This is a genomic window from Paenibacillus sp. lzh-N1 (assembly GCF_002872435.1).
GTDB lineage: Bacteria > Bacillota > Bacilli > Paenibacillales > Paenibacillaceae > Paenibacillus > Paenibacillus polymyxa_C.
This window is the reverse complement of sequence record NZ_CP025696.1, coordinates 1,513,384-1,539,832: the sequence shown is the minus strand read 5'-3', so window position 1 is coordinate 1,539,832 and position 26,449 is coordinate 1,513,384. Positions and strand designations below refer to the sequence as shown.

Genomic DNA, 26,449 nt, shown 5'->3' with positions numbered 1-26,449 from the left:
CTTTATTTGTTTTGGTTAAAATTATGTTGATGGTGTTTATGATATCATTGTCTATCATTTAAATGTATGAATGGACTTAATAATTGAATAGGTGGTTATTATATGGATCTGCAAATTTCCGATCTGGAAGAAATGAAGCTGACCGACCTGTACAAGCTGGCCAAGCAATACCAGATCCCGTACTACGGAACGCTCAAGAAGAAAGAATTAATTTTCGCCATCCTGCGCGCACAAGCTGAGAAGAGTGGATTAATGTTTATGCAGGGTGTTCTGGAAATACTTCCTGAAGGTTACGGCTTTCTGAGGCCGATCAATTATCTCCCGAGTACCGAAGATATTTACATCTCTGCTTCACAAATCCGCAAGTTTGACTTGAGAACAGGCGATCTTGTTTCCGGTAAGTGCCGAACGCCAAAAGAAAATGAACGGTATTTTGGATTGCTTCAAGTTAACGCCGTCAATGGAAGAAGTCCTGAGCAAGCTGCTGAGCGGCTACATTTTCCTGCACTGACTCCACTGTATCCGCAAACCAAATTAGTCCTTGAAACTTCCCCCAACCATTTGTCTACGAGAATTATGGATGTACTGGCCCCTGTCGGACTTGGACAGCGCGGACTTATTGTGGCACCTCCCAAAGCTGGGAAGACGCTTCTCCTCAAAGAAATTGCCAATAGCATTTCTACCAACAATCCCGAGATTGAGCTATTTGTCTTGTTGATTGATGAACGCCCTGAAGAAGTGACGGACATGCAGCGTTCTGTCAAAGGTGAAGTTGTGGCCTCTACATTTGATGAACTTCCTGAAAATCACATCAAAGTGGCAGAACTGGTGTTGGAGCGTGCACTGCGTCTCGTAGAACATAAAAAGGATGTTGTCATCCTGTTGGATAGTATTACACGGTTGGCTCGTGCGTACAATCTCGTTATCCCTCCTTCTGGTCGTACTTTGAGTGGGGGTATTGATCCGGCAGCATTTCACCGTCCAAAACGCTTTTTTGGTGCAGCTCGGAATGTGGAGGAAGGCGGTAGCTTGACGATTCTTGCCACAGCGCTGATTGATACAGGATCTCGTATGGACGATATCATTTATGAAGAGTTCAAAGGCACAGGTAACATGGAGCTGCATTTGGACCGCAAACTGGCAGAACGTCGTATCTTTCCTGCGATTGATATTCGTCGTTCCGGTACACGTCGTGAGGAAGTACTGTTGAAAAAAGAAGAATTAGATACGATCTGGGCTATTCGTAAAAATATGACGGAAAGCCATGACTTTGTGGAAGGCTTCCTCAAAAAGCTGCGTAACAGCAAAACTAACGCTGAGTTTTTAGCTTCGTTTGATTTGACAGCACCTTCTTCCAGCGGTTCGCAAGGTAGCTCTGGTGGTCAACAACGAAGAACTACGCGTTCTACCACAGCGTCGGTTCCCGCCACAACCAATTAAACCCAATTCATGTATTTTATCTGTTCTGTAAGTAGACAGCCATTACCATTCTTTTGGTTAATGGTGCGCTTAATGGAACGAAAGGAGCTCCATAATGTATTTGGTGTATGCCGACGAAAAAGGCAATGTATATGATCATGCTTCTTTGTATGGGCTTGCCCGTAGTGCAGACATGATTGTTGAAATCATGGAGGATGAGCTTATTCCGTTGCCGGAAGGAGCCACACTGGTAAGCCTGCCCAGCACCCGCCCGGTCGGTATGAACCCTGAAACAGGGGAAATGGTCTCTCTTCCGGGAGATATGCAGGCAGTAGGGGCTTTGTTACCGCAAGGTTTTACACGCCTGTGTCTGCCGGGATATGTGAAGACAGATAAGGAGTATAAACTCCCCTTGTTCGGTTATTCGGCCGTTGTCTGGAAAGATGGGGCATTTTATGTAACAGCAGAGCAGAGTGACAGTCCTTCCAAATGGAATCCCGAAAACTGCGACCGCAATCAAGTTAAATTGGGAGTTCAGCGAATGACAGAACAGTATCCCGAAAATAGGCTGTACCAGCATTTGTCTAACTGTGCGCTGGGGTACGAATGTCTTACTTCTTCGAATACGTTCCTGAATCGCTGGGAAGGGGGAGTTCCGGTATCTTATTCTTGTAATGCGGGTTGCTTTGGCTGTATATCTGAACAGCCGGATGACAGTGGTTTTGTATCTCCGCAGACAAGAATGAACTTCCGTCCCCGTGTGGAAGAGATTGTAGAAGTTATGTTGGAACATTTGAAGACACCTGAGTCTATCATCAGTTTTGGGCAAGGTTGTGAAGGTGAGCCCTCCACTCAAGCCAAACTGATTATTGATGCGATCAAAGAAGTACGTTCCGTTACAGATATGGGATATATTAATATCAACACCAATGCGGGATTGAATGATCATATCCGGGGGATTGTGGATGCGGGTCTTGATCTCATGCGAGTAAGCACAATTAGTGCATTGGACGACCATTACAATGCGTATTACAAGCCGCGCGGATACACGCTGGCTAATGTGGAAAAGTCGCTCCGTTATGCGTCCGATCAGGGAGTGTATACGTCCATCAACTATTTGATTTTTCCGGGTGTAACTGACCGGGAGGAGGAAATTGAGGCAATGATTGAATTTGCCAAACGCACTAAGCTCAAGCTGATTCAAATGCGTAATCTGAATATTGATCCTGAAAGCTATCTGGAATTGATTCCACCGGCTCAAGGGGAGATACTTGGTATGAAGCAAATGCTTGAGATTTATCGTGAGGAACTGCCGGATGTGGTTATCGGTTCTTACACTCATGTGCCGCCGCAAGGGCTGGCACGTCCCAAATTTTCCAGAACCTAAACGGTCGGAAGATATTTAAAACACACTGATCTTACACTGTTTTGTGTACTAAAAAGATGTTGAAACACTTATATTCAAGTGCTATAATTTGAACATGTGTTCATACAACTCTGGGCTGATAGGACGTTCAGGGCGGAAAGAGGTGAAAGTTAATGCAACAGGCTATTCAACCGAAGTATAACGTAACTAATGTTACTTGCGCTTGCGGGAATACGTTTGAAACTGGTTCTGTAAAAGAATCTCTGCGTGTAGAGATTTGCTCCGCTTGCCATCCGTTCTTCACAGGTAAGCAGAAGTTTATTGATGCTGGTGGACGTGTGGATCGTTTCAAGAAGAAATACGGTATTTAATAAGTTGCCGCAAGAGATAAAGTTATTAGAGCCTTCTGCAATTGCAGGAGGCTCTTTTTGTCGTTATTTGCTATTTGCATTTTGTGCAACCATGCGATATACTTATTTTCACCGTGCTAGATGGGGAGGTAGCGGTGCCCTGTAACTCGCAATCCGCTATAGCGAGGTTGAATTCCTGTTAGAGGTGTTGTTGATGTGAGGCTGGTCCCTGCGCACAATGTTGACGGTTGGGTCCTCCGCAATGAGTACTTGTGAACCTGGTCAGGTCCGGAAGGAAGCAGCCATAAGCAAGCCCACTCTTGTGCCGGAGGGTTGCCTAGCCCGAGTTGTTGCTCAGGGTTGCCGCTCGGATCACAACGATCAATAACAGGTGCACGGTATATACTTGGGAATTAGAACATCTTGGCGATTATGCGAAGGTGTTTTTTTGTGCTTATAAATTGAAATGTGTCTGGTTTAGATTCGGACGGGAGTATAGTATAATGAAGTGACCATAAATGGTCATGAAAGTGAATGGGAAAGAGGGAACGCGCATTGGAACATATAGCGTTGTACCGTGCTTGGCGGCCGCAGGCCTTCAAGGACATGGTAGGACAACAGCATATTATCCAGACATTGCAGAATGCCATCCGCGAAAATCGCACGTCCCATGCCTACCTGTTCAGTGGTCCGCGAGGAACGGGTAAGACCAGTGCGGCCAAAATTTTGGCCAAGGCAATCAACTGTGAGCATGGACCTGCACCGGAACCTTGCAACGAATGCGAAGCCTGTAAACGGATCACGGCCGGAGCGGTCATGGATGTACAGGAGATTGACGCAGCCTCCAACCGGGGCGTTGAAGAGATTCGTGATTTGCGCGATAAAGTCAAATATGCGCCCACAGAAGTGCGGCACAAGGTTTATATCATTGATGAAGTGCACATGCTGACGACGGAAGCGTTCAATGCGCTGCTCAAGACGCTGGAAGAGCCGCCGCCACACGTAATGTTTATATTGGCTACGACAGAGCCGCATCGGATTCCCGCGACAATTATTTCGCGTTGCCAGCGTTTTGACTTCCGGCGAGTATCGCTGGAGGAGCAGACAGAGCGGCTTGACCTGATATGCCAACAGGAGAACATCCAAGCTGATTTGGATGCACTGCAATATATTGCACGTCTTTCAGATGGCGGGATGCGAGATGCGGTTAGCGTTTTGGATCAGATATCCTCGTTTACTGATGGCCGGGTTACGTATCAGCAGGTGCTGGATATGACGGGTGGGATCGCATCCGAGCAATTCGGTAAATTGGCCTTGGCATTACTGAAAGAAGATGTAGGCACAGTGCTCCAATTGATCGAGAACTTTATGCAGGAAGGGAAAAGTGCAGATAAGTGTATGGAGAATCTTCTGTACTATTTCCGAGACCTGCTAATGATCAAAATGGTGCCGCAGGCGACCAAAATGACGGAGCGAGTGCTGAATCCGGAGCAGTTTAAGGAAGTGGCAGATGCTTTTACCAAGGAGCAGCTCTTTGCAATGATTGACACCCTTAATCGTTATCAGGGCGAGATGAAATATGCGGTTCAGCCCCAAACTTTATTTGAGGTAGCTCTATTGAAGTTATGCAGCATTCCAGGGGAAGCAGGAACTGCTGCTCAGCCGACTGCACAGCGCTCTGGTGCTGTAGCTGGCCAGGAAGATGTGGCTATGTTAAAGCGCCAGCTTGCTGAGTTGGAAAAGAAGCTGGAACGTGCAATGCAAGGTGGCTTGGCTGTTGGGGCGGGTCAGGAGACACTGTCAGGCGGCCGTCAGGCTTCTGGTGGTCGTGCCCCTGCTCCACGTCTTTCAGCGCCGGCTAAACTCCCTTCTCAGTTGGATCGCTATATTGCTGAGAAGTCAAGCGAAGCATTCGCAGCGGTGGGGCGTAAGTGGAGCCAGATTTTGCAAGGGGTGAAAGAGGCGAAAGTTACGGTTCATGCTTGGTTTATGGATGGTGAGCCGGTTTCTGTGTTAGAGGACAGTGTATTGGTCGCGTTTAAGAACAACATTCATCGTGAAACTACCGAAAAACCTGCCAATAAGCAGGTCATCGAGAAGGTTTTACATGAGCAGTTGGGGCATCCTTATCGTTTGGTAACGATGATGCAAAAGGATTGGAATGCTGCGATTGAAGGAGTTTCTGACCAGCCTGCCGAAGAATTGCAACTGGAGCCGGAGCATGATGCGCCGGGAAAGTCCCAGGAGCCCTGGATTGATGAAGCGATTCAGCTTTTCGGGGAAGATCTGGTAGTCATTAAAGAATAATCAAATGTAGATGTATACTTCATTAAAGGAGATGATTGAAATGAACAATATGAACCAAATGATGAAGCAAGTGAAAAAAATGCAGGAACAAATGCTGAAAGCCCAAGAGGAGCTTGGTGGGAAAGTAATCGAAGGTTCTTCTGGTGGCGGTGTGGTAACTGTAGAGGTAAGTGGACATAAAAAAGTATTGTCTATCACAATCAAACCGGAAGCTGTAGATCCTGATGATGTAGAAATGCTGCAAGATCTCGTACTCACTGCAGTCAATGATGCTTTGTCCAAAGCGGATGAACTGGCTAATGATGATATGGGTAAATTTACAGGTGGTATGAAAATTCCGGGCTTGTTCTAGTCTGCTCATAAAGGAGAAATACGCTATTGCATTATCCCGAGCCGATTGCAAAGCTGATTGATGCTTTTACGCGCCTGCCGGGAGTAGGCCCCAAAACAGCTGCCCGGTTGGCTTTTCACGTACTGAAAATGAAGGAAGATGATGTGATTGATTTTGCCAAAGCGCTGGTCAATGTAAAACGCAATCTTCACTTTTGTTCAGTCTGCGGTAACATTACAGACACGGACCCTTGTAGGATCTGTCAGGATAAGACGAGGGATGCTTCCGTCATTTGTGTTGTTCAGGATGCTAAGGATTTGGTCGCTATGGAGCGTACCAAGGAGTTTGAAGGTTTGTACCATGTACTTCACGGGGCAATCTCTCCGATGGAGGGAATTGGCCCTGAGGATATCAAACTCAAGGAGTTGCTAACCAGGCTAAGTGATGAACGCGTCAAGGAGCTGATCCTGGCTACGAATCCGAACATTGAGGGAGAGGCCACGGCTATGTACATTTCGCGGCTAGTGCGTCCTTTTGAAATCAAGGTTACTCGTATTGCTCACGGTTTGCCCGTGGGCGGGGATTTGGAGTATGCCGACGAGGTCACCCTGTCCAAAGCGCTAGAAGGCCGCAGAGAGCTTAATTAGTAGGTGTAGTTATACGTTATAATTTATGAGTCTGAAATGTCCTTGGGACATCCTTGACTTGTTAGGGAGCCGTTACGGCTCCTTTTTTATTTGCAGTAATAGATGGCTCTATAGACGTTCCTAGTTCTAAGTTTGTCCTCTATTCAATAAGTATGAATAAGGTGGTCTTGCAGACTGTACACATAATTCAGCTTGTGAGGAGGATGAATGAATGTGGGAACGGATGAAACAAAATTTCCGTCGTCAGGAGAATGGAAAATCAGAAGCAGAGTATCGCCAGGAATTGTTTGCTCAGATTCGAGCTTCGCATGCGGAATGGTTAAGAGCGCATCGTTTATTTCATGAAGCTACGGGTAAGGATGAAATCGACTACGCCATTTTTGTTCTGGAAGCTGCGGAGCGTAAATATCAAATACATTTAAAAAGCGCAAAGCAACAAGGGTTACATCGTTTTCACCTGCCAGCAGATGAACCGGGGTATGCCAATGATACTGACCAGGTTCACAAACGGAGAGCGGAATGAGAGGGGTAGTCTGGCTTGTCTTGATTGCTTGTGCCGGAATACTGATGTATCTAATCCTCAAAAAACATCTGGGGATCGGTTGGTTTGTAGTATTCGGCGCGCATATGGCTCTGGCAGCCATTGCACTGTATGTTATCAATTATTCAGGATGGATTACACAGGTGTACATTCCGATTAACCCAGTGACGATGGGAGCAGTAACGATATTAGGCTTGCCAGGCATTGCGCTTTTACTGGCATTGAAAATAATATTGTTCGGACAGGCTGTGTGAAACGTTATTGTAGGAAAGGGAGAGTATGCAAAAAAAGTGGGTATTGGTGAGTCCAATGCGGTATTGTTTTATTTTTTTTAATTATAGTTGACGACGAATTCAAAAATGTGATACATTAATTCTCGGCCTTTAAAGCCCGGGAATTTTTTTGTGTGAGCAATGCTTAAATGAAATTGAAAAATAATTTAAAAAAGTGTTGACTTAAATCCCGAGTGTGTGTTATATTAATTAAGTCGCCGCTGAGATGCGGTGATGAAGCAAAGTAAGACATAGTGAAGGTTTGATCTTTGAAAACTGAACAACGAGTGAGTAAATTGATTTTGTTCGCAAAATCAACAATGAGATATTTTATCTCGTCAGTTTCAACATGAGCTAATCGCTCTTTCTATAACCAACTTCGGTTGGTCTTTAATGGAGAGTTTGATCCTGGCTCAGGACGAACGCTGGCGGCGTGCCTAATACATGCAAGTCGAGCGGGATTATATAGAAGCTTGCTTCTATATAATCTAGCGGCGGACGGGTGAGTAACACGTAGGCAACCTGCCCACAAGACAGGGATAACTACCGGAAACGGTAGCTAATACCCGATACATCCTTTTCCTGCATGGGAGAAGGAGGAAAGACGGAGCAATCTGTCACTTGTGGATGGGCCTGCGGCGCATTAGCTAGTTGGTGGGGTAAAGGCCTACCAAGGCGACGATGCGTAGCCGACCTGAGAGGGTGATCGGCCACACTGGGACTGAGACACGGCCCAGACTCCTACGGGAGGCAGCAGTAGGGAATCTTCCGCAATGGGCGAAAGCCTGACGGAGCAACGCCGCGTGAGTGATGAAGGTTTTCGGATCGTAAAGCTCTGTTGCCAGGGAAGAACGTCTTGTAGAGTAACTGCTACAAGAGTGACGGTACCTGAGAAGAAAGCCCCGGCTAACTACGTGCCAGCAGCCGCGGTAATACGTAGGGGGCAAGCGTTGTCCGGAATTATTGGGCGTAAAGCGCGCGCAGGCGGCTCTTTAAGTCTGGTGTTTAATCCCGAGGCTCAACTTCGGGTCGCACTGGAAACTGGGGAGCTTGAGTGCAGAAGAGGAGAGTGGAATTCCACGTGTAGCGGTGAAATGCGTAGAGATGTGGAGGAACACCAGTGGCGAAGGCGACTCTCTGGGCTGTAACTGACGCTGAGGCGCGAAAGCGTGGGGAGCAAACAGGATTAGATACCCTGGTAGTCCACGCCGTAAACGATGAATGCTAGGTGTTAGGGGTTTCGATACCCTTGGTGCCGAAGTTAACACATTAAGCATTCCGCCTGGGGAGTACGGTCGCAAGACTGAAACTCAAAGGAATTGACGGGGACCCGCACAAGCAGTGGAGTATGTGGTTTAATTCGAAGCAACGCGAAGAACCTTACCAGGTCTTGACATCCCTCTGACCGGTCTAGAGATAGGCCTTTCCTTCGGGACAGAGGAGACAGGTGGTGCATGGTTGTCGTCAGCTCGTGTCGTGAGATGTTGGGTTAAGTCCCGCAACGAGCGCAACCCTTATGCTTAGTTGCCAGCAGGTCAAGCTGGGCACTCTAAGCAGACTGCCGGTGACAAACCGGAGGAAGGTGGGGATGACGTCAAATCATCATGCCCCTTATGACCTGGGCTACACACGTACTACAATGGCCGGTACAACGGGAAGCGAAGCCGCGAGGTGGAGCCAATCCTAGAAAAGCCGGTCTCAGTTCGGATTGTAGGCTGCAACTCGCCTACATGAAGTCGGAATTGCTAGTAATCGCGGATCAGCATGCCGCGGTGAATACGTTCCCGGGTCTTGTACACACCGCCCGTCACACCACGAGAGTTTACAACACCCGAAGTCGGTGAGGTAACCGCAAGGAGCCAGCCGCCGAAGGTGGGGTAGATGATTGGGGTGAAGTCGTAACAAGGTAGCCGTATCGGAAGGTGCGGCTGGATCACCTCCTTTCTATGGAGAATCGTTTCCTGCGATGGAAACATTCAAATATGAAGCGTAAGCTTCAAACTCAGGTTTAGGCCTGTTACTCACTCGTTGCTCAGTTTTGAGAGCTCAAACTCTCAAGCGTTTGGTGGCGATAGCGGAGGGGTTCCACACGTACCCATCCCGAACACGACCGTTAAGCCCTCCAGCGCCGATGGTACTTGGACCGCAGGGTCCTGGGAGAGTAGGACGCCGCCAAGCGCAACCACTAAAGAAAAACTTTTTTTGGTGGTTTATTATGGGCCCTTAGCTCAGCTGGTTAGAGCGCACCCCTGATAAGGGTGAGGTCGGTGGTTCGAGTCCACTAGGGCCCACCATAAATTTTATATTTTCTTTTGGGGCCATAGCTCAGCTGGGAGAGCGCCTGCCTTGCAAGCAGGAGGTCAGCGGTTCGATCCCGCTTGGCTCCACCAAATTTATTATTGCACCTTGAAAACTGGATACCGAAACGAAATTGCGTTTTAGAATATTCCTTTAAGCTGATCTTGTGTAAACAAGTGAAATAAAGGTAGCATATTGTATTTACATTGTAGATACTAGGTTAAGCTACAAAGAGCACACGGAGGATGCCTAGGCGCCAGGAGCCGACGAAGGACGTGGCGAACAACGATAAGGCCTCGGGGAGCTGTAAGCAAGCTTTGATCCGGGGATGTCCGAATGGGGAAACCCGGCTGTCTTCATCGACAGTCACTACTCACTGAATTCATAGGTGAGTGAGAGGCAGACCAGGGGAACTGAAACATCTAAGTACCCTGAGGAAGAGAAAACAATAGTGATTCCGTCAGTAGCGGCGAGCGAACGCGGATTAGCCCAAACCAAGGAGCTTGCTCCTTGGGGTTGTGGGACGTCTCACATGGAGTTACAAAGGAACCGGTTAGATGAAGAGGTCTGGAAAGGCCCGCCAGAGAAGGTAAAAGCCCTGTAGTTCAAAACCCGTTCCCTCCGAGACGGATCCCGAGTAGTGCGGGGCACGTGAAACCCCGTATGAATCCGGCAGGACCATCTGCCAAGGCTAAATACTCCCTGGCGACCGATAGTGAAGCAGTACCGTGAGGGAAAGGTGAAAAGCACCCCGGAAGGGGAGTGAAATAGATCCTGAAACCGTGTGCTTACAAGAAGTCAGAGCCCGATCTATGGGTGATGGCGTGCCTTTTGTAGAATGAACCGGCGAGTTACGTTCCCGTGCAAGGTTAAGGTGAAGAGCTGAAGCCGCAGCGAAAGCGAGTCTGAATAGGGCGACTGAGTACGTGGACGTAGACCCGAAACCGGGTGATCTACCCCTGTCCAGGGTGAAGGTGCGGTAACACGCACTGGAGGCCCGAACCCACGCATGTTGAAAAATGCGGGGATGAGGTGGGGGTAGCGGAGAAATTCCAATCGAACCCGGAGATAGCTGGTTCTCCCCGAAATAGCTTTAGGGCTAGCCTCGGAAAGAAGAATCGTGGAGGTAGAGCACTGATTGGGTGCGGGGCCCGCAAGGGTTACCAAGCTCAGTCAAACTCCGAATGCCATGGATTTAGTTCCGGGAGTCAGACAGTGAGTGCTAAGATCCATTGTCGAAAGGGAAACAGCCCAGACCATCAGCTAAGGTCCCCAAGTGTGTGTTAAGTGGGAAAGGATGTGGAGTTGCACAGACAACCAGGATGTTGGCTTAGAAGCAGCCACCATTGAAAGAGTGCGTAATAGCTCACTGGTCGAGTGACTCTGCGCCGAAAATGTAACGGGGCTAAACACACCACCGAAGCTATGGCTTGATGCTTTGCATCAGGGGTAGGGGAGCGTTGAATGCGGGTTGAAGGTGTACCGGAAGGAGCGCTGGACTGCATTCAAGTGAGAATGCCGGTATGAGTAACGAAAAGATCTGTGAGAATCAGATCCGCCGAAAGCCTAAGGGTTCCTGAGGAAGGTTCGTCCGCTCAGGGTAAGTCGGGACCTAAGGCGAGGCCGATAGGCGTAGTCGAAGGACAACAGGTAGAAATTCCTGTACCACCGTAATCCGTGATGAGCGATGGGGTGACGCAGTAGGGTAGTGACGCGGACTGATGGATGTCCGTCTAAGCAGTGAGGCTGATGTGAAGGCAAATCCGCACATCGTAAGGCTGGGCTGTGATGGGGAGCGAAAATTATAGTAGCGAAGGTCATGATCTCAGACTGCCAAGAAAAGCCTCTAGCCAGGAGAAGGTGCCCGTACCGCAAACCGACACAGGTAGGCGAGAAGAGAATTCTAAGGCGCGCGGAAGAACTCTCGTTAAGGAACTCGGCAAAATGACCCCGTAACTTCGGGAGAAGGGGTGCCTCGGTAGGGTGAATAGCCCGAGGGGGCCGCAGTGAAAAGGCCCAAGCGACTGTTTAGCAAAAACACAGGTCTGTGCGAAGCCGCAAGGCGAAGTATACGGGCTGACGCCTGCCCGGTGCTGGAAGGTTAAGGGGAGTGGTAAGCCTTCGGGCGAAGCTATGAACCGAAGCCCCAGTAAACGGCGGCCGTAACTATAACGGTCCTAAGGTAGCGAAATTCCTTGTCAGGTAAATTCTGACCCGCACGAATGGCGTAACGACTTGGGCGCTGTCTCAACGAGAGATCCGGTGAAATTTTAATACCTGTGAAGATGCAGGTTACCCGCGACAAGACGGAAAGACCCCATGGAGCTTTACTGCAGCTTGATATTGAATTTGGGTACGATCTGTACAGGATAGGTGGGAGCCGTTGAATCTTGAGCGCCAGCTTGAGAGGAGGCATCCTTGGGATACCACCCTGATCGTATCTAGGTTCTAACTTGGTACCGTGATCCGGTGCGAGGACAGTGTCAGGTGGGCAGTTTGACTGGGGCGGTCGCCTCCTAAAGAGTAACGGAGGCGCCCCAAGGTTCCCTCAGAATGGTTGGAAATCATTCGAAGAGTGCAAAGGCAGAAGGGAGCTTGACTGCGAGACCTACAAGTCGAGCAGGGACGAAAGTCGGGCTTAGTGATCCGGTGGTACCGCATGGAAGGGCCATCGCTCAACGGATAAAAGCTACCCTGGGGATAACAGGCTTATCTCCCCCAAGAGTCCACATCGACGGGGAGGTTTGGCACCTCGATGTCGGCTCATCGCATCCTGGGGCTGAAGTAGGTCCCAAGGGTTGGGCTGTTCGCCCATTAAAGCGGTACGCGAGCTGGGTTCAGAACGTCGTGAGACAGTTCGGTCCCTATCTGTCGTGGGCGTAGGAAATTTGAGAGGAGCTGTCCTTAGTACGAGAGGACCGGGATGGACGTACCGCTGGTGTACCAGTTGTTCCGCCAGGAGCACCGCTGGGTAGCTATGTACGGAAGGGATAAGCGCTGAAAGCATCTAAGCGTGAAGCCCCCCTCAAGATGAGATTTCCCAATTAGTAAGACCCCTTGAAGACGACGAGGTAGATAGGTTGGGGGTGGAAGTGCAGTAATGCATGGAGCTGACCAATACTAATCGGTCGAGGGCTTATCCTAAAGATAAGGCGCAATGAAGTTTCGGATCCAGTTTTCAGGGTGTAACACCTTGGAATTACGCTTGATATTCAAATTCACTTTGCTGATAATCTGAATATCTTGTAGAATTTCACTAAGCGAGTCCATTCATATGGAGAGATACCCAAGTGGCTATAAGGGGACCCTCTGCTAAGGGGTTAGACTGCGAAAGTGGTGCGAGGGTTCGAATCCCTCTCTCTCCGCCATTTAGGACAAGCTAGTGAATTATGTTATGGCGGTGTAGCTCAGCTGGCTAGAGCGTACGGTTCATACCCGTGAGGTCGGGGGTTCGATCCCCTCCGCCGCTACCATACATACCCAGGAGGCTTAGCTCAGCTGGGAGAGCATCTGCCTTACAAGCAGAGGGTCGGGGGTTCGATCCCCTCAGCCTCCACCATTGTGCCGGTGTAGCTCAACTGGTAGAGCAACTGACTTGTAATCAGTAGGTTGGGGGTTCAAGTCCTCTCGCCGGCACCATTTTTTTTGAAAAATATAGGGAACTGTGGTGTAGAGGCCTAACATGCCTGCCTGTCACGCAGGAGATCGCGGGTTCGAATCCCGTCAGTTCCGCCATTTTTCAGTTTAATATTTTCACCGTACTAAAGTGGGAAGGGGTATCCCTCCGCACTTTATTTTTTTGTCAATGGATATGGCTCGGTAGCTCAGTCGGTAGAGCAGAGGACTGAAAATCCTCGTGTCGGCGGTTCGATTCCGTCCCGAGCCACCTTTATATGGAGGATTAGCGAAGTGGCCAAACGCATCAGACTGTAAATCTGCTCCCTTACGGGTTCGGTGGTTCGAATCCATCATCCTCCACCAGTTTTATGAGCCATTAGCTCAGTTGGTAGAGCACCTGACTTTTAATCAGGGTGTCGAAGGTTCGAGTCCTTCATGGCTCATCAGAAGTCATCAACTATAAGTTGATGGCTTTTTTTGTGTTGTTTTAAGTTATGTTTTTATATAGCTTTTTGTTTTAAGGTATCGACAGGTTATAATAAGTTCATTATGTTCGCTTAGTGTTTATCTATATTCTAAAAAAAGTGAAGTGGTGATCGCGTGACTTTGGATACAGAGTGGATTCAGCAACAGCTTCAGAATATAATTCAAGCGCCTTTTACCATAGTGCCTTGGTGCCCAGAAATGATGGCAGAAGGAGAAACAACGGATTCAGTCATACCGGATAGATCATTTGTTAGTGAGAATAAATTATATTTTCCGTTTCGTGCATCGGCAGGTGAACTTGCTGCTTTTGCGGTAGAGGCCAGATACTTGTCGGATCGAGAACGGAAGTTGATAGAAGCGATACTGGGGAACATGGAACAAGTTTGGCACAATGGTCCAAGCTTGTCGGTCAACCGGGCTTATAGCGAGGAAGAGCGGATGAGTCGTTTTGGACAATGGCTCATGCAGCAGGCAGCCAACCTAAACAGTAAAGAAGAGGTTCCTGCTGAATTAGAACTTCGTGATCCGCTATCAGCGTGTATGGTGCCGTTTTTGCTAAATGGTGAGGGAACACAGGATGGAGCTATTACCTATACGCAGCTTCATCGATTGTTAGCGAGCTATTTTGGAGGGGATGTCCTGCTTACTCCATTAGACGAACAATCTTGGCTGATTCTCGCTAAAAAGGAGCTTTTATTAGGAGCCGACGATGAACGGGATAAAGATACTGAGACCAGAGAGGCAGATTTTGCGGAACCGCTGGAGGAGGTACTTACGGCTTTTAGCTTGGGGTTATATGAACTTATCGCGAATGAATGGGTCGGTGTATTCCATTTGGCGATTTCCAAGCCCTCGATCCCTTTGCAAAGTCTTCCCCACGAGCTGAATTTATTATGGGAGACGATCCATCTTGGCAAGCTTTTTCATGTAACAGAGCACATCCACCTTTCATGGGAGCTTCATTTGGAGAGACTGTTAAATCGCATTCCCAAGGAACAACGTGTGCTATTTTTGGAGCAAGTAATGAAGTCATCTGTCATACTGGAAGACTCAGAAACGATGGCTACATTAGATATCTTTTTTCAACTGGATTGTAATGTGAGTGAGACAGCCAAGCGTCTGTATGTTCACCGAAATACGTTGATTTACCGTTTGGACAAGATTAAACAGGAGACCGGATTGGACGTGAGGACGTTTAATGATGCGGTTTTGGTCAAACTATATCTGCTATTGTACAAAGTGACAAAAAGGAAATAGCATTTTTGTGCAGTTTGCGAATAGTCATACTTTGGGTACTAGGGTAAGATACAAGTAGAAAATGTATTCGATTTCAAAACTTGATCTTGGGGAGGCAAAAGCTATGGCTGGCGTACGTTTAGAGCATATTTTTAAGAAATATCCAGGTGCAGAAAAAGCTACGGTTGTTGATGTCAATTTGGACATTCAAGATAAAGAATTTCTCGTATTGGTTGGTCCTTCCGGTTGTGGGAAGTCTACTACACTTCGTATGATTGCTGGTTTGGAGGAAATTTCAGACGGTAAATTGTACATTGGTGATCGTGTTGTGAACGATGTGGCTCCAAAAGACCGCGATATCGCGATGGTATTCCAATCCTATGCCTTGTATCCGCATATGAACGTATACCAAAATATGGCCTTTGGTCTGAAGCTCCGCAAGGTTAAAAAGGAAGAAATTGATAAACGTGTACGTGAAGCGGCTAAAATCCTTGATATTGAGCATCTGCTGGATCGCAAGCCGAAAGCGTTATCAGGCGGTCAGCGTCAGCGTGTTGCCTTAGGTCGTGCGATTGTACGTGACCCACAAGTCTTCTTGATGGATGAACCGCTGTCCAACTTGGATGCCAAGTTGCGTGGTCAGATGCGTGCGGAAATCACGAAGTTGGCTAAGCGTCTGGAAACGACCGTTATCTATGTAACACATGACCAGGTTGAAGCCATGACGATGGGTGATCGGATTGTAGTTATGAAGGATGGTATCATTCAACAAGCTGCTTCCCCGGATGAACTGTACAACCGTCCAGTGAATCTGTTCGTAGCTGGTTTTATCGGCTCTCCTACGATGAACTTTATCTCGGGTAAGCTGGTTGAAAAAGAAGGTGCGCTGCATTTCGCAGCACCAGGTCTGGATCTGTTTGTACCTGAAGGTAAGGGACAGATTTTGAAAGCGAAAGGCTACATTGGCAAAGAAGTGATCTTGGGCATTCGTCCTGAGGATATTCATGAAGAGCCTGTATTCTTAGAGGCTTCTCCGAACACGATCTTTACATCCACTGTGGATGTAACGGAAAACCTCGGTCATGAAATGCTGTTGTACCTAAGTGGTGCCGGAAACGATACGATTATTGCCCGTGTAGACGGACGTTCCAATACTCGTGATGGTGTCAAAGCGAAGTTGGCTGTTGATATGAACAAAGTTCATATTTTTGATAAGGAATCGGAATTGAGCATTCTGGTTGGCGAATAAGATTAGCCTCTGGAAGAGAGTCGCAGTTTTCCCCAAGCGGAGAACTGCGACTCTTTTGTATATGATATCCGATACTAGCTTTGGCATTGCATTCAATGGAAAATTCCGATACGATGGGTGTACAATGGTGCAGGTTTAGATTCAGACAAGGTTCGTTGGCATAAGTCCTAGATTGGTGGGGCTTGGAGGTCCAACTGTCGGGATAGGGATAGCCTGGAATCCTATTGTTAAATCAAGTCAAGTGTGGACTCATTCAGGATAGACTGTGTGGGCTTGTATGGTTAATAGAATAATGCTACATAAATCAAATGGCGTATAGAATCCGGTTTTTGCAGATGAAGGAGAGAATACAATGGCTAAACAGGTAAAGGTATCCGAGCTTGTACAGCAGTTTCAAATGGAGGTTATTTCCGGTGAAAAAGGTCTGCGCAGACTGATCACCGTGGACGATTTGAATCGCCCAGGCCTGGAGATGGCCGGGTATTTTGAATATCATACACAGGAGCGGGTACAGCTTTTGGGAAGGTCTGAGCTGGCTTTTCTGGGTATGCTGCCTCCTGAGGAGCGACGGGATCGGATGGAGCGTTTGTGTACAGAGCTGACTCCATGTATTATTATCACACGTGGCCTGGAGGTACCGGCCGAGTTAGTGGAGGCAAGCGCAGAGCGAGATATTCCTGTACTGCGAACCAATATGGCGACGACGATTTTATCAAGCCGGATCACAGGTTTTCTGGAAAGAAAGCTGGCACCTACGGCGACTATTCATGGTGTACTGTGTGACGTGTATGGCGTGGGAATGCTTATCACTGGCAGTAGTGGAATTGGTAAGAGTGAAACAGCACTGGAACTTGTTAAACGTGGGCATCGCTTGGTAGCAGATGATGCGGTAGAAATCCGGCAAACGTCCGACTTTCAGTTGCATGGAACAGCACCTGAACTAATTCGTCACCTGCTTGAAATTCGTGGCGTGGGCATTATTAATGTGATGACACTGTTTGGTGCTGGTGCAGTTCGTAATAATAAGCGGATTACATTGGTTGTCCGTCTGGAGGCATGGCAACAGGACAAGCAGTATGACCGTCTCGGTCTCGATGAAGAAACCACACGCATTATTGATACAGATGTTCCACTCGTTACGATTCCAGTACGTCCGGGCCGAAATCTGGCTGTTATTATCGAGGTAGCGGCCATGAACTATCGGTTGAAACAAATGGGCGTTAATGCAGCCCTGCAATTTACAAACAAGCTGACTGCTACGATTTCTGAAGATATGGAAGAAATGGATTAAGGTTCGTTCGGTTGCAAGGAAGAACAAGGAGTGAGAGAAACATATGTCAACGGCAACATTACTGCTGAATCCGATTGCTTTTTCAATCGGGGCAATCAAGGTCCATTGGTATGGGCTTATTTTGGGGCTGGCGGCACTTGTGGGTTTATATCTCGCCATCCGTGAGGGAAAAAGATTCGGTATTCCGCAGGAATTCTTTATGGATATGCTGCTTCTGGGTGTTCCATCGGCCATTATTGGAGCGCGTATTTATTATGTAGCCTTCAAATGGGAAGACTACCGAGATAATCTATGGGATGTCTTTAAAATTTGGAACGGCGGTATCGCGATATATGGTGCCTTGATTGGTGCCATTATATGTGCGGTTATTTATTTCCGCTATAAAGGATATAACTTCTGGCGTATCGCTGATATTTGTGCGCCGGGTCTATTAATCGGTCAAGCGATTGGACGCTGGGGTAATTTTGTCAATCAAGAGGCTTACGGTGGACCAACGGAAGAGACTTTTTTGCGCAATCAGCTACATCTACCGGACTTCATTGTGAATCAGATGAACGTTAACGGAGTGTTTCATCACCCTACGTTCCTGTACGAATCGCTATGGAGTATTGTAGGCGTGATTTTGCTGCTTGTGATTCGCCGGATGAAATTTGTACGTGCAGGTGAAATGTTTGCATTTTACTTCATTTGGTACTCTATTGGTCGTTTTTTCATCGAGCGGGTGCGGACGGACAGCTTGGCCTTTCAGGGACCGGACTGGCTGGCTTCCTTTGTGAATGCTCTGTGGTCCCCTATGGTATGGCTAGGGTTTGAACCGGGGTACTTGGATCCGAATTACGGTAACGTACGGATCTCACAGTTGCTTGCTATTTTCATCATTGTAGCTGCCGTGATTTTCATCTTGGTTCGTCGTCGGAAGGGCTCAGCCGTTGCGAGATATAGCGACCCGATTGTCTCCAGCAAGACAGGGATTGATCAGGTACCTGATGTGACGCCAGAACAGGTGTCCCGTCCTGGGCAGGATGCGGTTTCTCCAACTGCCACGGTGGATAAGCTATCTAAGGAAGACACGGATGAGGACAAGAAGGAGCATCTATGATAAATACGATTTTGTTTGATTTAGACGGTACCATTATGGATACGAATGAATTGATTATCAGCACATTTTTACACATTTTGAACCATCCAGATGCTGATCCGCTAACGCGGGAGCATATTATTCCTCATATGGGGGGAACACTGGACGATCAACTCCGTACTTTTACGGGATTAACGGATGTATCTGGGCTAATCAAAGACTACCGTGCTTATAATCAAATTCATCATGATCAAATGGTGAAGCCATTTCCACATGTTATTGAGGTTATTCAGGAGCTGCGCGCACGAGGAATTAAGCTAGGGGTTGTGACAACTAAAATACGACCATCCACGATGCGTGTACTTAACCTGTTTGATCTGACTTCGTCTATGGATTACATTGTGACGGTAGACGATGTGGAACATCCGAAGCCTCACGCGGAGCCAGTGCTTAAGGCCTTGGCAGGTCTGAATGCTGAAGCGGAACATACGTTGATGGTTGGAGATAGCTCCTTTGATATTTTGTCAGCTCAGGCGGCAGGTGTGAAATCTGCGGGAGTGGCCTGGTCGCTCAAGGGTGAGGAAACTCTGCGCGGATATGGACCAGACTACATGCTATATGATATGAGGGATTTGCTGAAGCTGGAGCTTCAAGGTGTCAATGTATCGTGAGAAAGGTGAACCGCTATCCTGTAGAAGGTCCCAATGCGTTGTGGCAAATTTATCGGACGGTGAGCCCTTGGAAAGGCGTTAAGAACTTCATTTTCATACAGATTGCCCGGTATTGTCCTGTGCTTTCTCTGAAAAATGTTATTTACCGCAGAATGCTGGGGATGAAGGTTGGGCAACATGCCGCCTTCGGTCTGATGGTGATGGTGGATGTTTTTTTTCCGGAGCATATTACGATCGGGAACAATTCGGTCATTGGATATAACACAACCATACTGGCTCATGAATACCTTATACAGGAGTATCGCATCGGTAAAGTGGTGATCGGGGATCGTGTGCTGATCGGCGCAAACACAACCATTTTGCCGGGTGTTACCATCGGTGACGGAGCAGTGGTAGCGGCCGGAGCGGTTGTGCATAAAGATGTACCGGCAGGTGCATTTGTAGGCGGTAATCCGTTGCGTGATTTAAGACGCTCTGGTGTGGATGAAAAGTAAATAGCACGATAAGAAAGGCCCCTTATGTATTAAGGGGTCTTTCTTGTGCTGTTTTTCTGTATAATAAGTGGGGTAATGCATATTGGTTATGTTTAAAAATTGATAATAGTTATTTTTGCAAGGCGATATGGGAGCGTGTTGATTTGGTCAAAAAAGAACGTATACCAGAGCTTGACATTTACAGGGGAATATTAATTGCGGCCGTCATTACCATTCATGCGACTTCAATGGCATTGATTGATGCGCGTCATTCTCTATTGTTTTATCCCTTTTTATTTTTAAATATGTTTAGCAGCTTTGCAGTGCCTGTATTTATTTTTGTGAGCGGTTTTGTTTTATTTTACAATTATGTCGATCGGCCACTTCGTGGAAAGAGTATGCTTTTGTTTTTTCGAAAAAGACTGATGTTTATTGTGTTACCCTACGTTTTATTTTCTCTTATGTACTATTTGACCTTGGTGACACGTGGGTTGATGCCGCTTAGTGATCTTCCGCTCGTGCTGCTAACGGGAAAGGCGTATACGCATTTGTATTATGTCATTATTATCATCCAATTTTATTTGGTCTTTCCGCTACTGTTGTGGGGAGTGCAGCGTTTACGTCATTGGATATCGAGTCCACGGAGAGCAGCTTTTGTCATTTTGGCAGTAGGGTTGGTCATTCAATGGGGGTTTGTACTGCTGAACAAATATGTTTGGCAAGAGGAGAGAGGAAGCCTTGCGATTACGTATATCAGTTACTTTGCCTTGGGTGCCGCTGTAGCGATTGGATATGAAGGGTTTAAAAAGTGGCTTTTTCCAGTCCCAGGTACGGTAATGGGTCGCGGCCAGTTGATCAGCTGGTGGGCCCTGTGGGCGGCTTGGTTATTACTCGGGATCGTTTATGTACAAATATGGTTTATAGCCTACCGCAAAGCCATTTATGCGGACTCGCTGGTCTATGAACTGCTACATAATGCATATGCTCTCGTATCTGCATTGGTGCTGTTTCAGTTATCGGTTTTATTATATCGTCATACTAGTGATAGACTGCGAATGTTCATCAGTTGGCTGGGAGCATGTTCTTTCGGTATATATTTACTTCATCCGGCGCTATTACGAGTGTATCGCAAACTGGATTTGCATGGTACACCGATAGAATATGTCTTCTCTGTTGCTGGCGGATGGGTGTTGGCGCTGTTTGGATCATGGCTGATTGTGACGTTGTTTTTTCGATATGTACCATTTTCATGGATCGGTTTGGGCACAGTTCCGAAGTTTCCATCCCAGAGTAAAGATGAACAGGCAAACTGCTAAATATTTTGACTTAGACTGTTGGCTTAAGGCTGACAGTCTTTTTTTAGGATTCATGCATTTTGCATTGGATAAAATATGGAGAGGGACAGCGATTGTCTAAGCTGTAAAAATGGGCTGCTTCGTTTGGTTGACGTTCATAAGTAGGGCATGATAATATATCGAATATACTTTAGTTTGTTAGCACTTTACCATGATAAAGATATTGAAATCATGAGGTGATAGAGATGTCTAAGCCAAAAGGATTCGAGATTCCTATAGGGGTTCGGGATTACCTTCCACGTGCAGTGTCGAAGCTGCGGGCCATTGAACTGAATGTACTCGCTTGTATGGAACGTTGGGGTTACCGTCAGATTATGACGCCTACGATGGAATACTACGATACGGTAGGAGTAGCTAGCTCTACTTCTGATCGGAAGCTGTTTAAATTGCTCAACAACCGAGGGACTACGTTGGTACTTCGTTCTGATATGACTGCTCCAATTGCACGGGTGGTATCTTCGTTGCTAAAGGAAGAGGAAGTACCGCTTCGCCTTTCCTATCACGCCAATGTATTTCGAGCGATTGAGGAAGAGGCAGGAAGAGAGGCAGAGTTTTTTCAAACAGGCGTGGAGCTGGTAGGGGATGACTCGCCTGAGGCTGATGCAGAAGTGGTAGCATTGGCCATTGCATCATTGCAGGCAGCGGGTGTTACCTCTTTTAAAATTGCCATGGGACATGTGGGATTCCTGAACGGGTTATTTGAGGAGATCATTCCAGGTCGCCAGGCTGAACAGCAGGCGCTAAAAGAACTGTTGCTCAATCGTGATGTAGTGGGCTACCGAACGGCGATTGAAGCTTTAGGTTTGGCGCCCGAGCATCGCGATAAGCTGGAGGCCATTCTTCGGCTGCGTGGCGGGAAGGAAATTTGCGAACAGGCTACTCGCCTTAGTGTGGAGCAGCAGACGCTTCAAACCATTGCACATTTGTGCGAGGTGTGGGAAGTCCTGGAGGCGTACGGCGTATCTGAGCATGTGTTAATTGACCTTACCATGATCGGGGATTTTTCATATTATACAGGAATGACTTTTGAGGGCTATGCAGCGGAAATCGGGTTCCCGGTATGCAACGGAGGTCGTTATGACAATCTGCTTCAGCAGTTTGGGCGATCTGTACCAGCAACGGGATTCGCATTGAAGACGAACCGAATCGTCGATGGTGTGGATGGTATTGCAATTGAGACGAAGCGTCCTGTACTTATTCGTTATGACGAGCAGGAACGTCGAGAGGCGTTATCTGCAGCGGCACAGCTACGTGCAGAGGGGCTTAATGTGGTGACAGGACTCACGGGGGGGCCGGAAGATCGACGTCGTGAGCAGCAGGATCTGTACGCAGAGGTATACAGCTATACAGCTGAAGGAAGACAGCCAGTACAAAGGAGGGAATTGCCATGACGGAAACATTGAAGGTAGCCATGCCGAAGGGACGGATTTATAAGCAGGCTTCCAAGTTGTTTCGCCAGGCAGGGGTTCCAATTCCACTGGATGTGGACGAAACCCGCAAGCTGGTCATTCCATTGCCTGAACTGGGGATGGAATTTATTATGGCGAAGCCCGTGGATGTTCCTACGTATGTGGAGTACGGTGCAGCTGACATCGGCATTGTAGGTAAGGATGTTTTGCTGGAAGAAAACAAGGATGTATATGAGCTGCTGGATCTGGGGATTGCCCGTTGCCGGATGTCGGTGATTGCTTTACCCGATTGGCAACCAGGTATTCGTCAGCGGGTCGCAACCAAATATCCAAATGTGGCTTCCCAGTATTTTCGGGAGCAAGGTCAGCAGGTGGAGGTCATTAAGCTGAATGGTTCCATCGAGCTGGCGCCGTTAATTGGTCTGGCAGATCGCATTGTAGATATGGTGGAGACGGGGCAGACCTTGCGGGAGAACGGATTGGTTGAGCAGATTAGCATACTGGATATTACCAGTCGTTTGATTGCCAACCGGGTCAGTTATCGGATGAAAAATGGTCCGATTCAGGCATTGTGTGATCGATTGCATCAGGTGATTCCAACTGAAGTAGTACCGAAGGGTTAAAGGAACGGAGCAACGGTTAAGGAGCATTCTGCAAGCAAGCAGCAGGTAAGGGGGAATGAGCAAATGAAGATCGTAGCAGCCCGTGATTTCAATCTCCAACGAGAGGTAGATTACGGAACACCTGAGCAAAACGAGGCTGTGCGTACGATTATTCAATCGGTACGCCAAGAGGGAGATGAGGCTGTCCTGCGGTATACAGAAATGTTTGACGGTGTATCGCTGACAGCGGAGCAGCTTCGTGTGACAGATGGAGAATTAAAGTTGGCCTATGATAAGGTAGAGCCTTCATTTATACAGGCGATTCGAGAAGCGGCCGCTCATATTCGCGCTTTTCATACCAAGCAAAAGCGTAACTCATGGATAGATTTACAATCAGATGGTAGCTTGCTTGGTCAAATCATCCGACCCTTGAAACGTGTAGGCGTGTATGTTCCAGGTGGTAAAGCTGCCTATCCCTCCTCGGTATTGATGAATGTTATTCCAGCTCAAGTGGCTGGAGTACCGGAGATCGTCATGGTGACACCCCCGGCGACAGGCGGCAAGGCAGGGATCGACCCCTATACACTGGTAGCTGCGGCAGAGGCTGGTGTAACGGAAATATACAGGGTTGGCGGAGCGCAGGCTATTGCCTCTCTTGCATACGGGACACATAGTATTGAACCGGTTGATAAAATTTGCGGTCCCGGCAACATTTATGTAGCGCTGGCGAAGCGAGAGGTATACGGTGCAGTGGATATCGACAGTATTGCGGGACCGAGTGAAATTGTCGTATTGGCAGACGACACGGCGAATCCCTCTTATGTAGCGGCCGACCTACTTTCACAGGCGGAACATGACGAAATGGCCTCAGCCATTCTGGTTACGCCTTCGCAACGCTTGGCCGAAGAAGTATCAGCCGAGGTACAGTGCCAATTGGCGGTGTTGCCGCGCAGAGATATCGCTGCTGCATCGGTGGAGGCATACGGGGCCATCATTGTCGTTGACAATTTGGAAGAGGGCATCGGTATTGTCAACCGGCTTGCGCCAGAGCATTTGGAGATCATGACAGAGCAGCCGATGGAGCATATGGGGCTGATTGAAAATGCGGGAGCTATTTTTCTGGGAGCGTACAGCTCAGAGCCGGTAGGCGATTATTTTGCCGGACCTAATCACATCATTCCGACGAATGGAACAGCACGCTTTTCTTCGCCAGTGGATATTGATGATTTTATCAAGAAGTCGAGTATGATCTATTACAGCAAGGAAGCACTGCTCCGCAATGGAGAGACCATTATGCAGCTTGCCCGGCATGAGGGGCTGGAAGGCCACGCACGGGCGATACAAGTTCGATTGGACAATGAGAAGAAGGCGGTGGATGGCGATGGGGAACGAAAATAACAAAGCAGAGCGTACAGGCAGTGTCAGCCGGAAAACGAACGAAACAGACATTCAGCTGTCATTTGCAGTAGACGGGACAGGGCAGGCCGAGATTGAAACGGATGTTCCTTTTCTGAATCACATGCTGGATTTGTTCACCAAGCACGGACAATTTGATCTAAATGTACAGGCCAGAGGGGATGTGGACATTGACGATCATCATACCGTCGAGGACATTGGTATCTGTCTGGGGCAAACCTTGCTGGAAGCATTGGGTGATAAAAAAGGTATCAAGCGCTATGCCAGCGTCTTTGTACCGATGGATGAGGCACTCGCGCAGGTTATTATTGATCTGAGCAATCGACCTCATTTTGAGTATCGTGCAGAGTACCCGTCTCAGCAGGTAGGCAGCTTCTCGACAGAGCTGGTGCATGAATTTCTATGGAAATTTGCATTGGAGGCTCGCATGACGCTGCACGTCATTGTTCACTACGGGCAAAATACCCACCATATGATTGAGGCGGTGTTCAAAGCGCTGGGGCGTGCTTTGGATGAGGCGACCTCCATTGATCCGCGCGTGACAGGAGTGCCTTCAACGAAGGGAGTGCTGTAGTCCATGTCCATTGCCATTGTGGATTACGGCAGAGGGAATCTGCATAGTGTGAGCAGAGCGGTTGAGCGCCTTGGCTATGAGGCTGTAGTGACAGGAGATGCTCAAGTGATTCGTACCTCTAGCGGTGTAATTTTGCCGGGTGTAGGGGCTTTCGGGGACGCGATGGAACATCTGCGTTCCAGCGGATTGGATCGGGTTATTCAGGAGGTTGCAAGTGCTGGACAACCGCTGCTCGGTGTTTGTTTGGGAATGCAGCTATTGTTCACTCGTGGTGAAGAATACGGCAGTCACGAAGGACTTAATATATTACCAGGCGAGGTCGTTCGGTTTGCTCCTGATCTGGGCGTTAAAGTGCCACATATGGGCTGGAATCGTCTGCATATCACCCAGCCAGAGCACCCGTTATTGCAGGGCTTGGAGGAAGGGCATGTGTATTTTGTGCATTCCTATCATGCAAAGCCGGAGATCGAAAGTGACCTGCTGGCAGTAACCGACTATGGTGGACCTGTAACGGCTATTGTTGGCAGAGGCTATGTATACGGTATGCAGTTCCATCCGGAGAAAAGCGGAGAAATGGGGATGCGTCTGCTTCGTCAGTTTTTGGAGTTGGCGGAAGCGGAAGAGCGAGCATAACTACTTGAGCGTTTGTGTTAGTAGGCTCAAATTTGGGCGTTGATGGTGTGAAGGTATATAGCTGTTGATTAGTTCATAAGGGGGTCATACTTTGTTCACGATATACCCGGCGATTGATATTCGCGATGGCAAATGTGTACGACTGGTACAAGGTGATTATAACCAGGAGACAATATACAACGAAAATCCGGTGGAAATAGCACGAGAATGGGAGCGCTTGGGCGGCTCCTACATTCATTTGGTTGATTTGGACGGTGCCAAAGTAGGTCAACCGGTGAATGATGCGCTCATTGGACGGATTGCTTCTGCGGTGCAAGTACCTGTACAAGTGGGCGGTGGCTTACGTACGCTTGAGCATGTGGAGCGGCTGTTGTCGCTGGGCGTGAGCCGAGTGATTTTGGGCACGGCAGCTATTGAGAATCGTGCTTTTACGGAAGCGGTATTGGGTACCTACGGTGATCGGATCGCCATCGGTCTAGATGCGCGAAATGGCTATGTGGCTACGCGTGGATGGCTCGAAACCTCGGAGGTTCGAGCAGATGAATTGGCTGCTGAACTGGCCTCCAAGGGAGCTGAAACATTTATTTTTACAGACATTTCTCGCGACGGCATGATGCAGGGCCCGAATGTAGAGGCTATTGCAGCGCTTGCCAAAAGCAGTGGACGAACCGTGATTGCATCCGGCGGTGTCAGCAAGATGGATGATCTAATCACACTGAGCACCTATGCGAAAGAAGGCGTGGGCGGAGCTATTGTGGGTAAAGCATTGTATACAGGGAGCATTGATTTACAGGTTGCCGTACAAGCTGTAGCAAAGGCATAGGGGG

Annotated in this window: 21 protein-coding genes, 10 tRNA genes, 3 rRNA genes and 1 other RNA gene; all 35 read left to right on the top strand. The window is 48.1% G+C overall.

Annotation, left to right across the window (positions count from 1 at the left end; all coding sequences use genetic code 11):
- Positions 1-102: 102 nt before the first annotated feature.
- Positions 103-1,440, top strand: a complete 1,338-nt coding sequence (gene rho, locus C0638_RS07025; protein ID WP_013368779.1) for a transcription termination factor Rho — start codon at positions 103-105, stop codon at positions 1,438-1,440.
- A gap of 94 nt (positions 1,441-1,534) precedes the next feature.
- Positions 1,535-2,806 carry a radical SAM family protein gene (locus tag C0638_RS07020; RefSeq protein WP_058712404.1) on the top strand — a complete coding sequence of 424 codons (1,272 nt, stop codon included), beginning with the start codon at positions 1,535-1,537 and terminating at the stop codon, positions 2,804-2,806.
- Positions 2,807-2,958: 152 nt separating this feature from the next.
- Positions 2,959-3,156 (top strand): 50S ribosomal protein L31, encoded by a 198-nt coding sequence (rpmE, locus tag C0638_RS07015; protein ID WP_013368781.1) that lies wholly within the window; start codon positions 2,959-2,961, stop codon positions 3,154-3,156.
- A 111-nt stretch (positions 3,157-3,267) separates the two neighbouring features.
- Positions 3,268-3,534, top strand: an RNA gene (gene ffs / locus C0638_RS07010) — signal recognition particle sRNA large type.
- A gap of 156 nt (positions 3,535-3,690) precedes the next feature.
- Positions 3,691-5,442, top strand: coding sequence for a DNA polymerase III subunit gamma/tau (gene dnaX, locus C0638_RS07005; protein ID WP_058712403.1), 1,752 nt, complete (start codon positions 3,691-3,693; stop codon positions 5,440-5,442).
- Positions 5,443-5,482: 40 nt separating this feature from the next.
- Positions 5,483-5,794, top strand: coding sequence for a YbaB/EbfC family nucleoid-associated protein (locus tag C0638_RS07000; protein ID WP_013368784.1), 312 nt, complete (start codon positions 5,483-5,485; stop codon positions 5,792-5,794).
- Between the two features lie 26 nt (positions 5,795-5,820).
- Positions 5,821-6,420, top strand: coding sequence for a recombination mediator RecR (recR, locus tag C0638_RS06995; protein ID WP_013368785.1), 600 nt, complete (start codon positions 5,821-5,823; stop codon positions 6,418-6,420).
- A gap of 211 nt (positions 6,421-6,631) precedes the next feature.
- Complete coding sequence (locus C0638_RS06990; protein ID WP_058712402.1) at positions 6,632-6,943, top strand: DUF2508 family protein; 312 nt, start codon at positions 6,632-6,634, stop codon at positions 6,941-6,943.
- Positions 6,940-7,215 (top strand): pro-sigmaK processing inhibitor BofA family protein, encoded by a 276-nt coding sequence (locus C0638_RS06985; protein ID WP_058712401.1) that lies wholly within the window; start codon positions 6,940-6,942, stop codon positions 7,213-7,215. Before C0638_RS06990 ends, C0638_RS06985 begins: the two co-directional genes overlap by 4 nt.
- A gap of 408 nt (positions 7,216-7,623) precedes the next feature.
- Positions 7,624-9,177: ribosomal RNA gene (locus C0638_RS06980) — 16S ribosomal RNA — on the top strand.
- Positions 9,178-9,294: 117 nt separating this feature from the next.
- Positions 9,295-9,411, top strand: a 5S ribosomal RNA gene (gene rrf / locus C0638_RS06975).
- 39 nt (positions 9,412-9,450) lie between these two features.
- A tRNA-Ile gene (locus C0638_RS06970) sits at positions 9,451-9,527 on the top strand.
- A gap of 20 nt (positions 9,528-9,547) precedes the next feature.
- Positions 9,548-9,623: transfer RNA gene (locus C0638_RS06965), tRNA-Ala, on the top strand.
- Between the two features lie 126 nt (positions 9,624-9,749).
- Positions 9,750-12,675 (top strand): 23S ribosomal RNA (locus tag C0638_RS06960).
- Together the 16S, 23S and 5S rRNA genes with 10 tRNA genes alongside form the textbook arrangement of a ribosomal RNA operon.
- Before the next feature lie 132 nt (positions 12,676-12,807).
- A tRNA-Ser gene (locus tag C0638_RS06955) sits at positions 12,808-12,899 on the top strand.
- Positions 12,900-12,927: 28 nt separating this feature from the next.
- Positions 12,928-13,004 (top strand) — tRNA-Met (locus tag C0638_RS06950).
- 10 nt (positions 13,005-13,014) lie between these two features.
- A tRNA-Val gene (locus C0638_RS06945) sits at positions 13,015-13,090 on the top strand.
- A 4-nt stretch (positions 13,091-13,094) separates the two neighbouring features.
- Positions 13,095-13,170 (top strand) — tRNA-Thr (locus C0638_RS06940).
- A 19-nt stretch (positions 13,171-13,189) separates the two neighbouring features.
- Positions 13,190-13,266 (top strand) — tRNA-Asp (locus C0638_RS06935).
- A gap of 78 nt (positions 13,267-13,344) precedes the next feature.
- Positions 13,345-13,417, top strand: a tRNA-Phe gene (locus C0638_RS06930).
- A 9-nt stretch (positions 13,418-13,426) separates the two neighbouring features.
- Positions 13,427-13,512, top strand: a tRNA-Tyr gene (locus C0638_RS06925).
- A gap of 7 nt (positions 13,513-13,519) precedes the next feature.
- Positions 13,520-13,592, top strand: a tRNA-Lys gene (locus C0638_RS06920).
- Positions 13,593-13,749: 157 nt separating this feature from the next.
- A complete protein-coding gene (locus C0638_RS06915; RefSeq protein ID WP_058711449.1) occupies positions 13,750-14,892 on the top strand; it encodes a PucR family transcriptional regulator in 1,143 nt (380 codons plus the stop codon).
- Positions 14,893-14,995: 103 nt separating this feature from the next.
- Entirely contained in the window at positions 14,996-16,120 is a 1,125-nt protein-coding gene (locus C0638_RS06910; protein WP_013368790.1) for an ABC transporter ATP-binding protein, read from the top strand.
- A gap of 352 nt (positions 16,121-16,472) precedes the next feature.
- On the top strand, positions 16,473-17,411 hold the full coding sequence (gene hprK, locus C0638_RS06905; protein ID WP_013308232.1) for an HPr(Ser) kinase/phosphatase: 939 nt from the start codon (positions 16,473-16,475) through the stop codon (positions 17,409-17,411).
- A 43-nt stretch (positions 17,412-17,454) separates the two neighbouring features.
- Positions 17,455-18,510: a prolipoprotein diacylglyceryl transferase gene (lgt, locus tag C0638_RS06900; protein WP_013368791.1), complete on the top strand. Its 1,056-nt coding sequence runs from the start codon at positions 17,455-17,457 to the stop codon at positions 18,508-18,510.
- Entirely contained in the window at positions 18,507-19,160 is a 654-nt protein-coding gene (gene ppaX / locus C0638_RS06895; protein WP_013368792.1) for a pyrophosphatase PpaX, read from the top strand. Before lgt ends, ppaX begins: the two co-directional genes overlap by 4 nt.
- Complete coding sequence (locus tag C0638_RS06890) at positions 19,157-19,654, top strand: acyltransferase (RefSeq protein WP_013368793.1); 498 nt, start codon at positions 19,157-19,159, stop codon at positions 19,652-19,654. Before ppaX ends, C0638_RS06890 begins: the two co-directional genes overlap by 4 nt.
- A 143-nt stretch (positions 19,655-19,797) precedes the next feature.
- A complete protein-coding gene (locus C0638_RS06885) occupies positions 19,798-20,949 on the top strand; it encodes an acyltransferase (protein ID WP_013368794.1) in 1,152 nt (383 codons plus the stop codon).
- Between the two features lie 224 nt (positions 20,950-21,173).
- Positions 21,174-22,379, top strand: a complete 1,206-nt coding sequence (locus C0638_RS06880; RefSeq protein WP_013368796.1) for an ATP phosphoribosyltransferase regulatory subunit — start codon at positions 21,174-21,176, stop codon at positions 22,377-22,379.
- Positions 22,376-23,020: an ATP phosphoribosyltransferase gene (gene hisG / locus C0638_RS06875; RefSeq protein WP_013368797.1), complete on the top strand. Its 645-nt coding sequence runs from the start codon at positions 22,376-22,378 to the stop codon at positions 23,018-23,020. The genes C0638_RS06880 and hisG overlap by 4 nt, the downstream gene beginning before the upstream one ends.
- A 63-nt stretch (positions 23,021-23,083) precedes the next feature.
- A complete protein-coding gene (hisD, locus tag C0638_RS06870) occupies positions 23,084-24,397 on the top strand; it encodes a histidinol dehydrogenase (RefSeq protein WP_040102404.1) in 1,314 nt (437 codons plus the stop codon).
- Positions 24,381-24,989, top strand: a complete 609-nt coding sequence (gene hisB / locus C0638_RS06865; RefSeq protein WP_040103805.1) for an imidazoleglycerol-phosphate dehydratase HisB — start codon at positions 24,381-24,383, stop codon at positions 24,987-24,989. Before hisD ends, hisB begins: the two co-directional genes overlap by 17 nt.
- Before the next feature lie 3 nt (positions 24,990-24,992).
- Complete coding sequence (hisH, locus tag C0638_RS06860) at positions 24,993-25,622, top strand: imidazole glycerol phosphate synthase subunit HisH (RefSeq protein ID WP_058711447.1); 630 nt, start codon at positions 24,993-24,995, stop codon at positions 25,620-25,622.
- A gap of 91 nt (positions 25,623-25,713) precedes the next feature.
- Positions 25,714-26,445: a 1-(5-phosphoribosyl)-5-[(5-phosphoribosylamino)methylideneamino]imidazole-4-carboxamide isomerase gene (gene hisA / locus C0638_RS06855; RefSeq protein ID WP_058711446.1), complete on the top strand. Its 732-nt coding sequence runs from the start codon at positions 25,714-25,716 to the stop codon at positions 26,443-26,445.
- Positions 26,446-26,449: the final 4 nt, after the last annotated feature.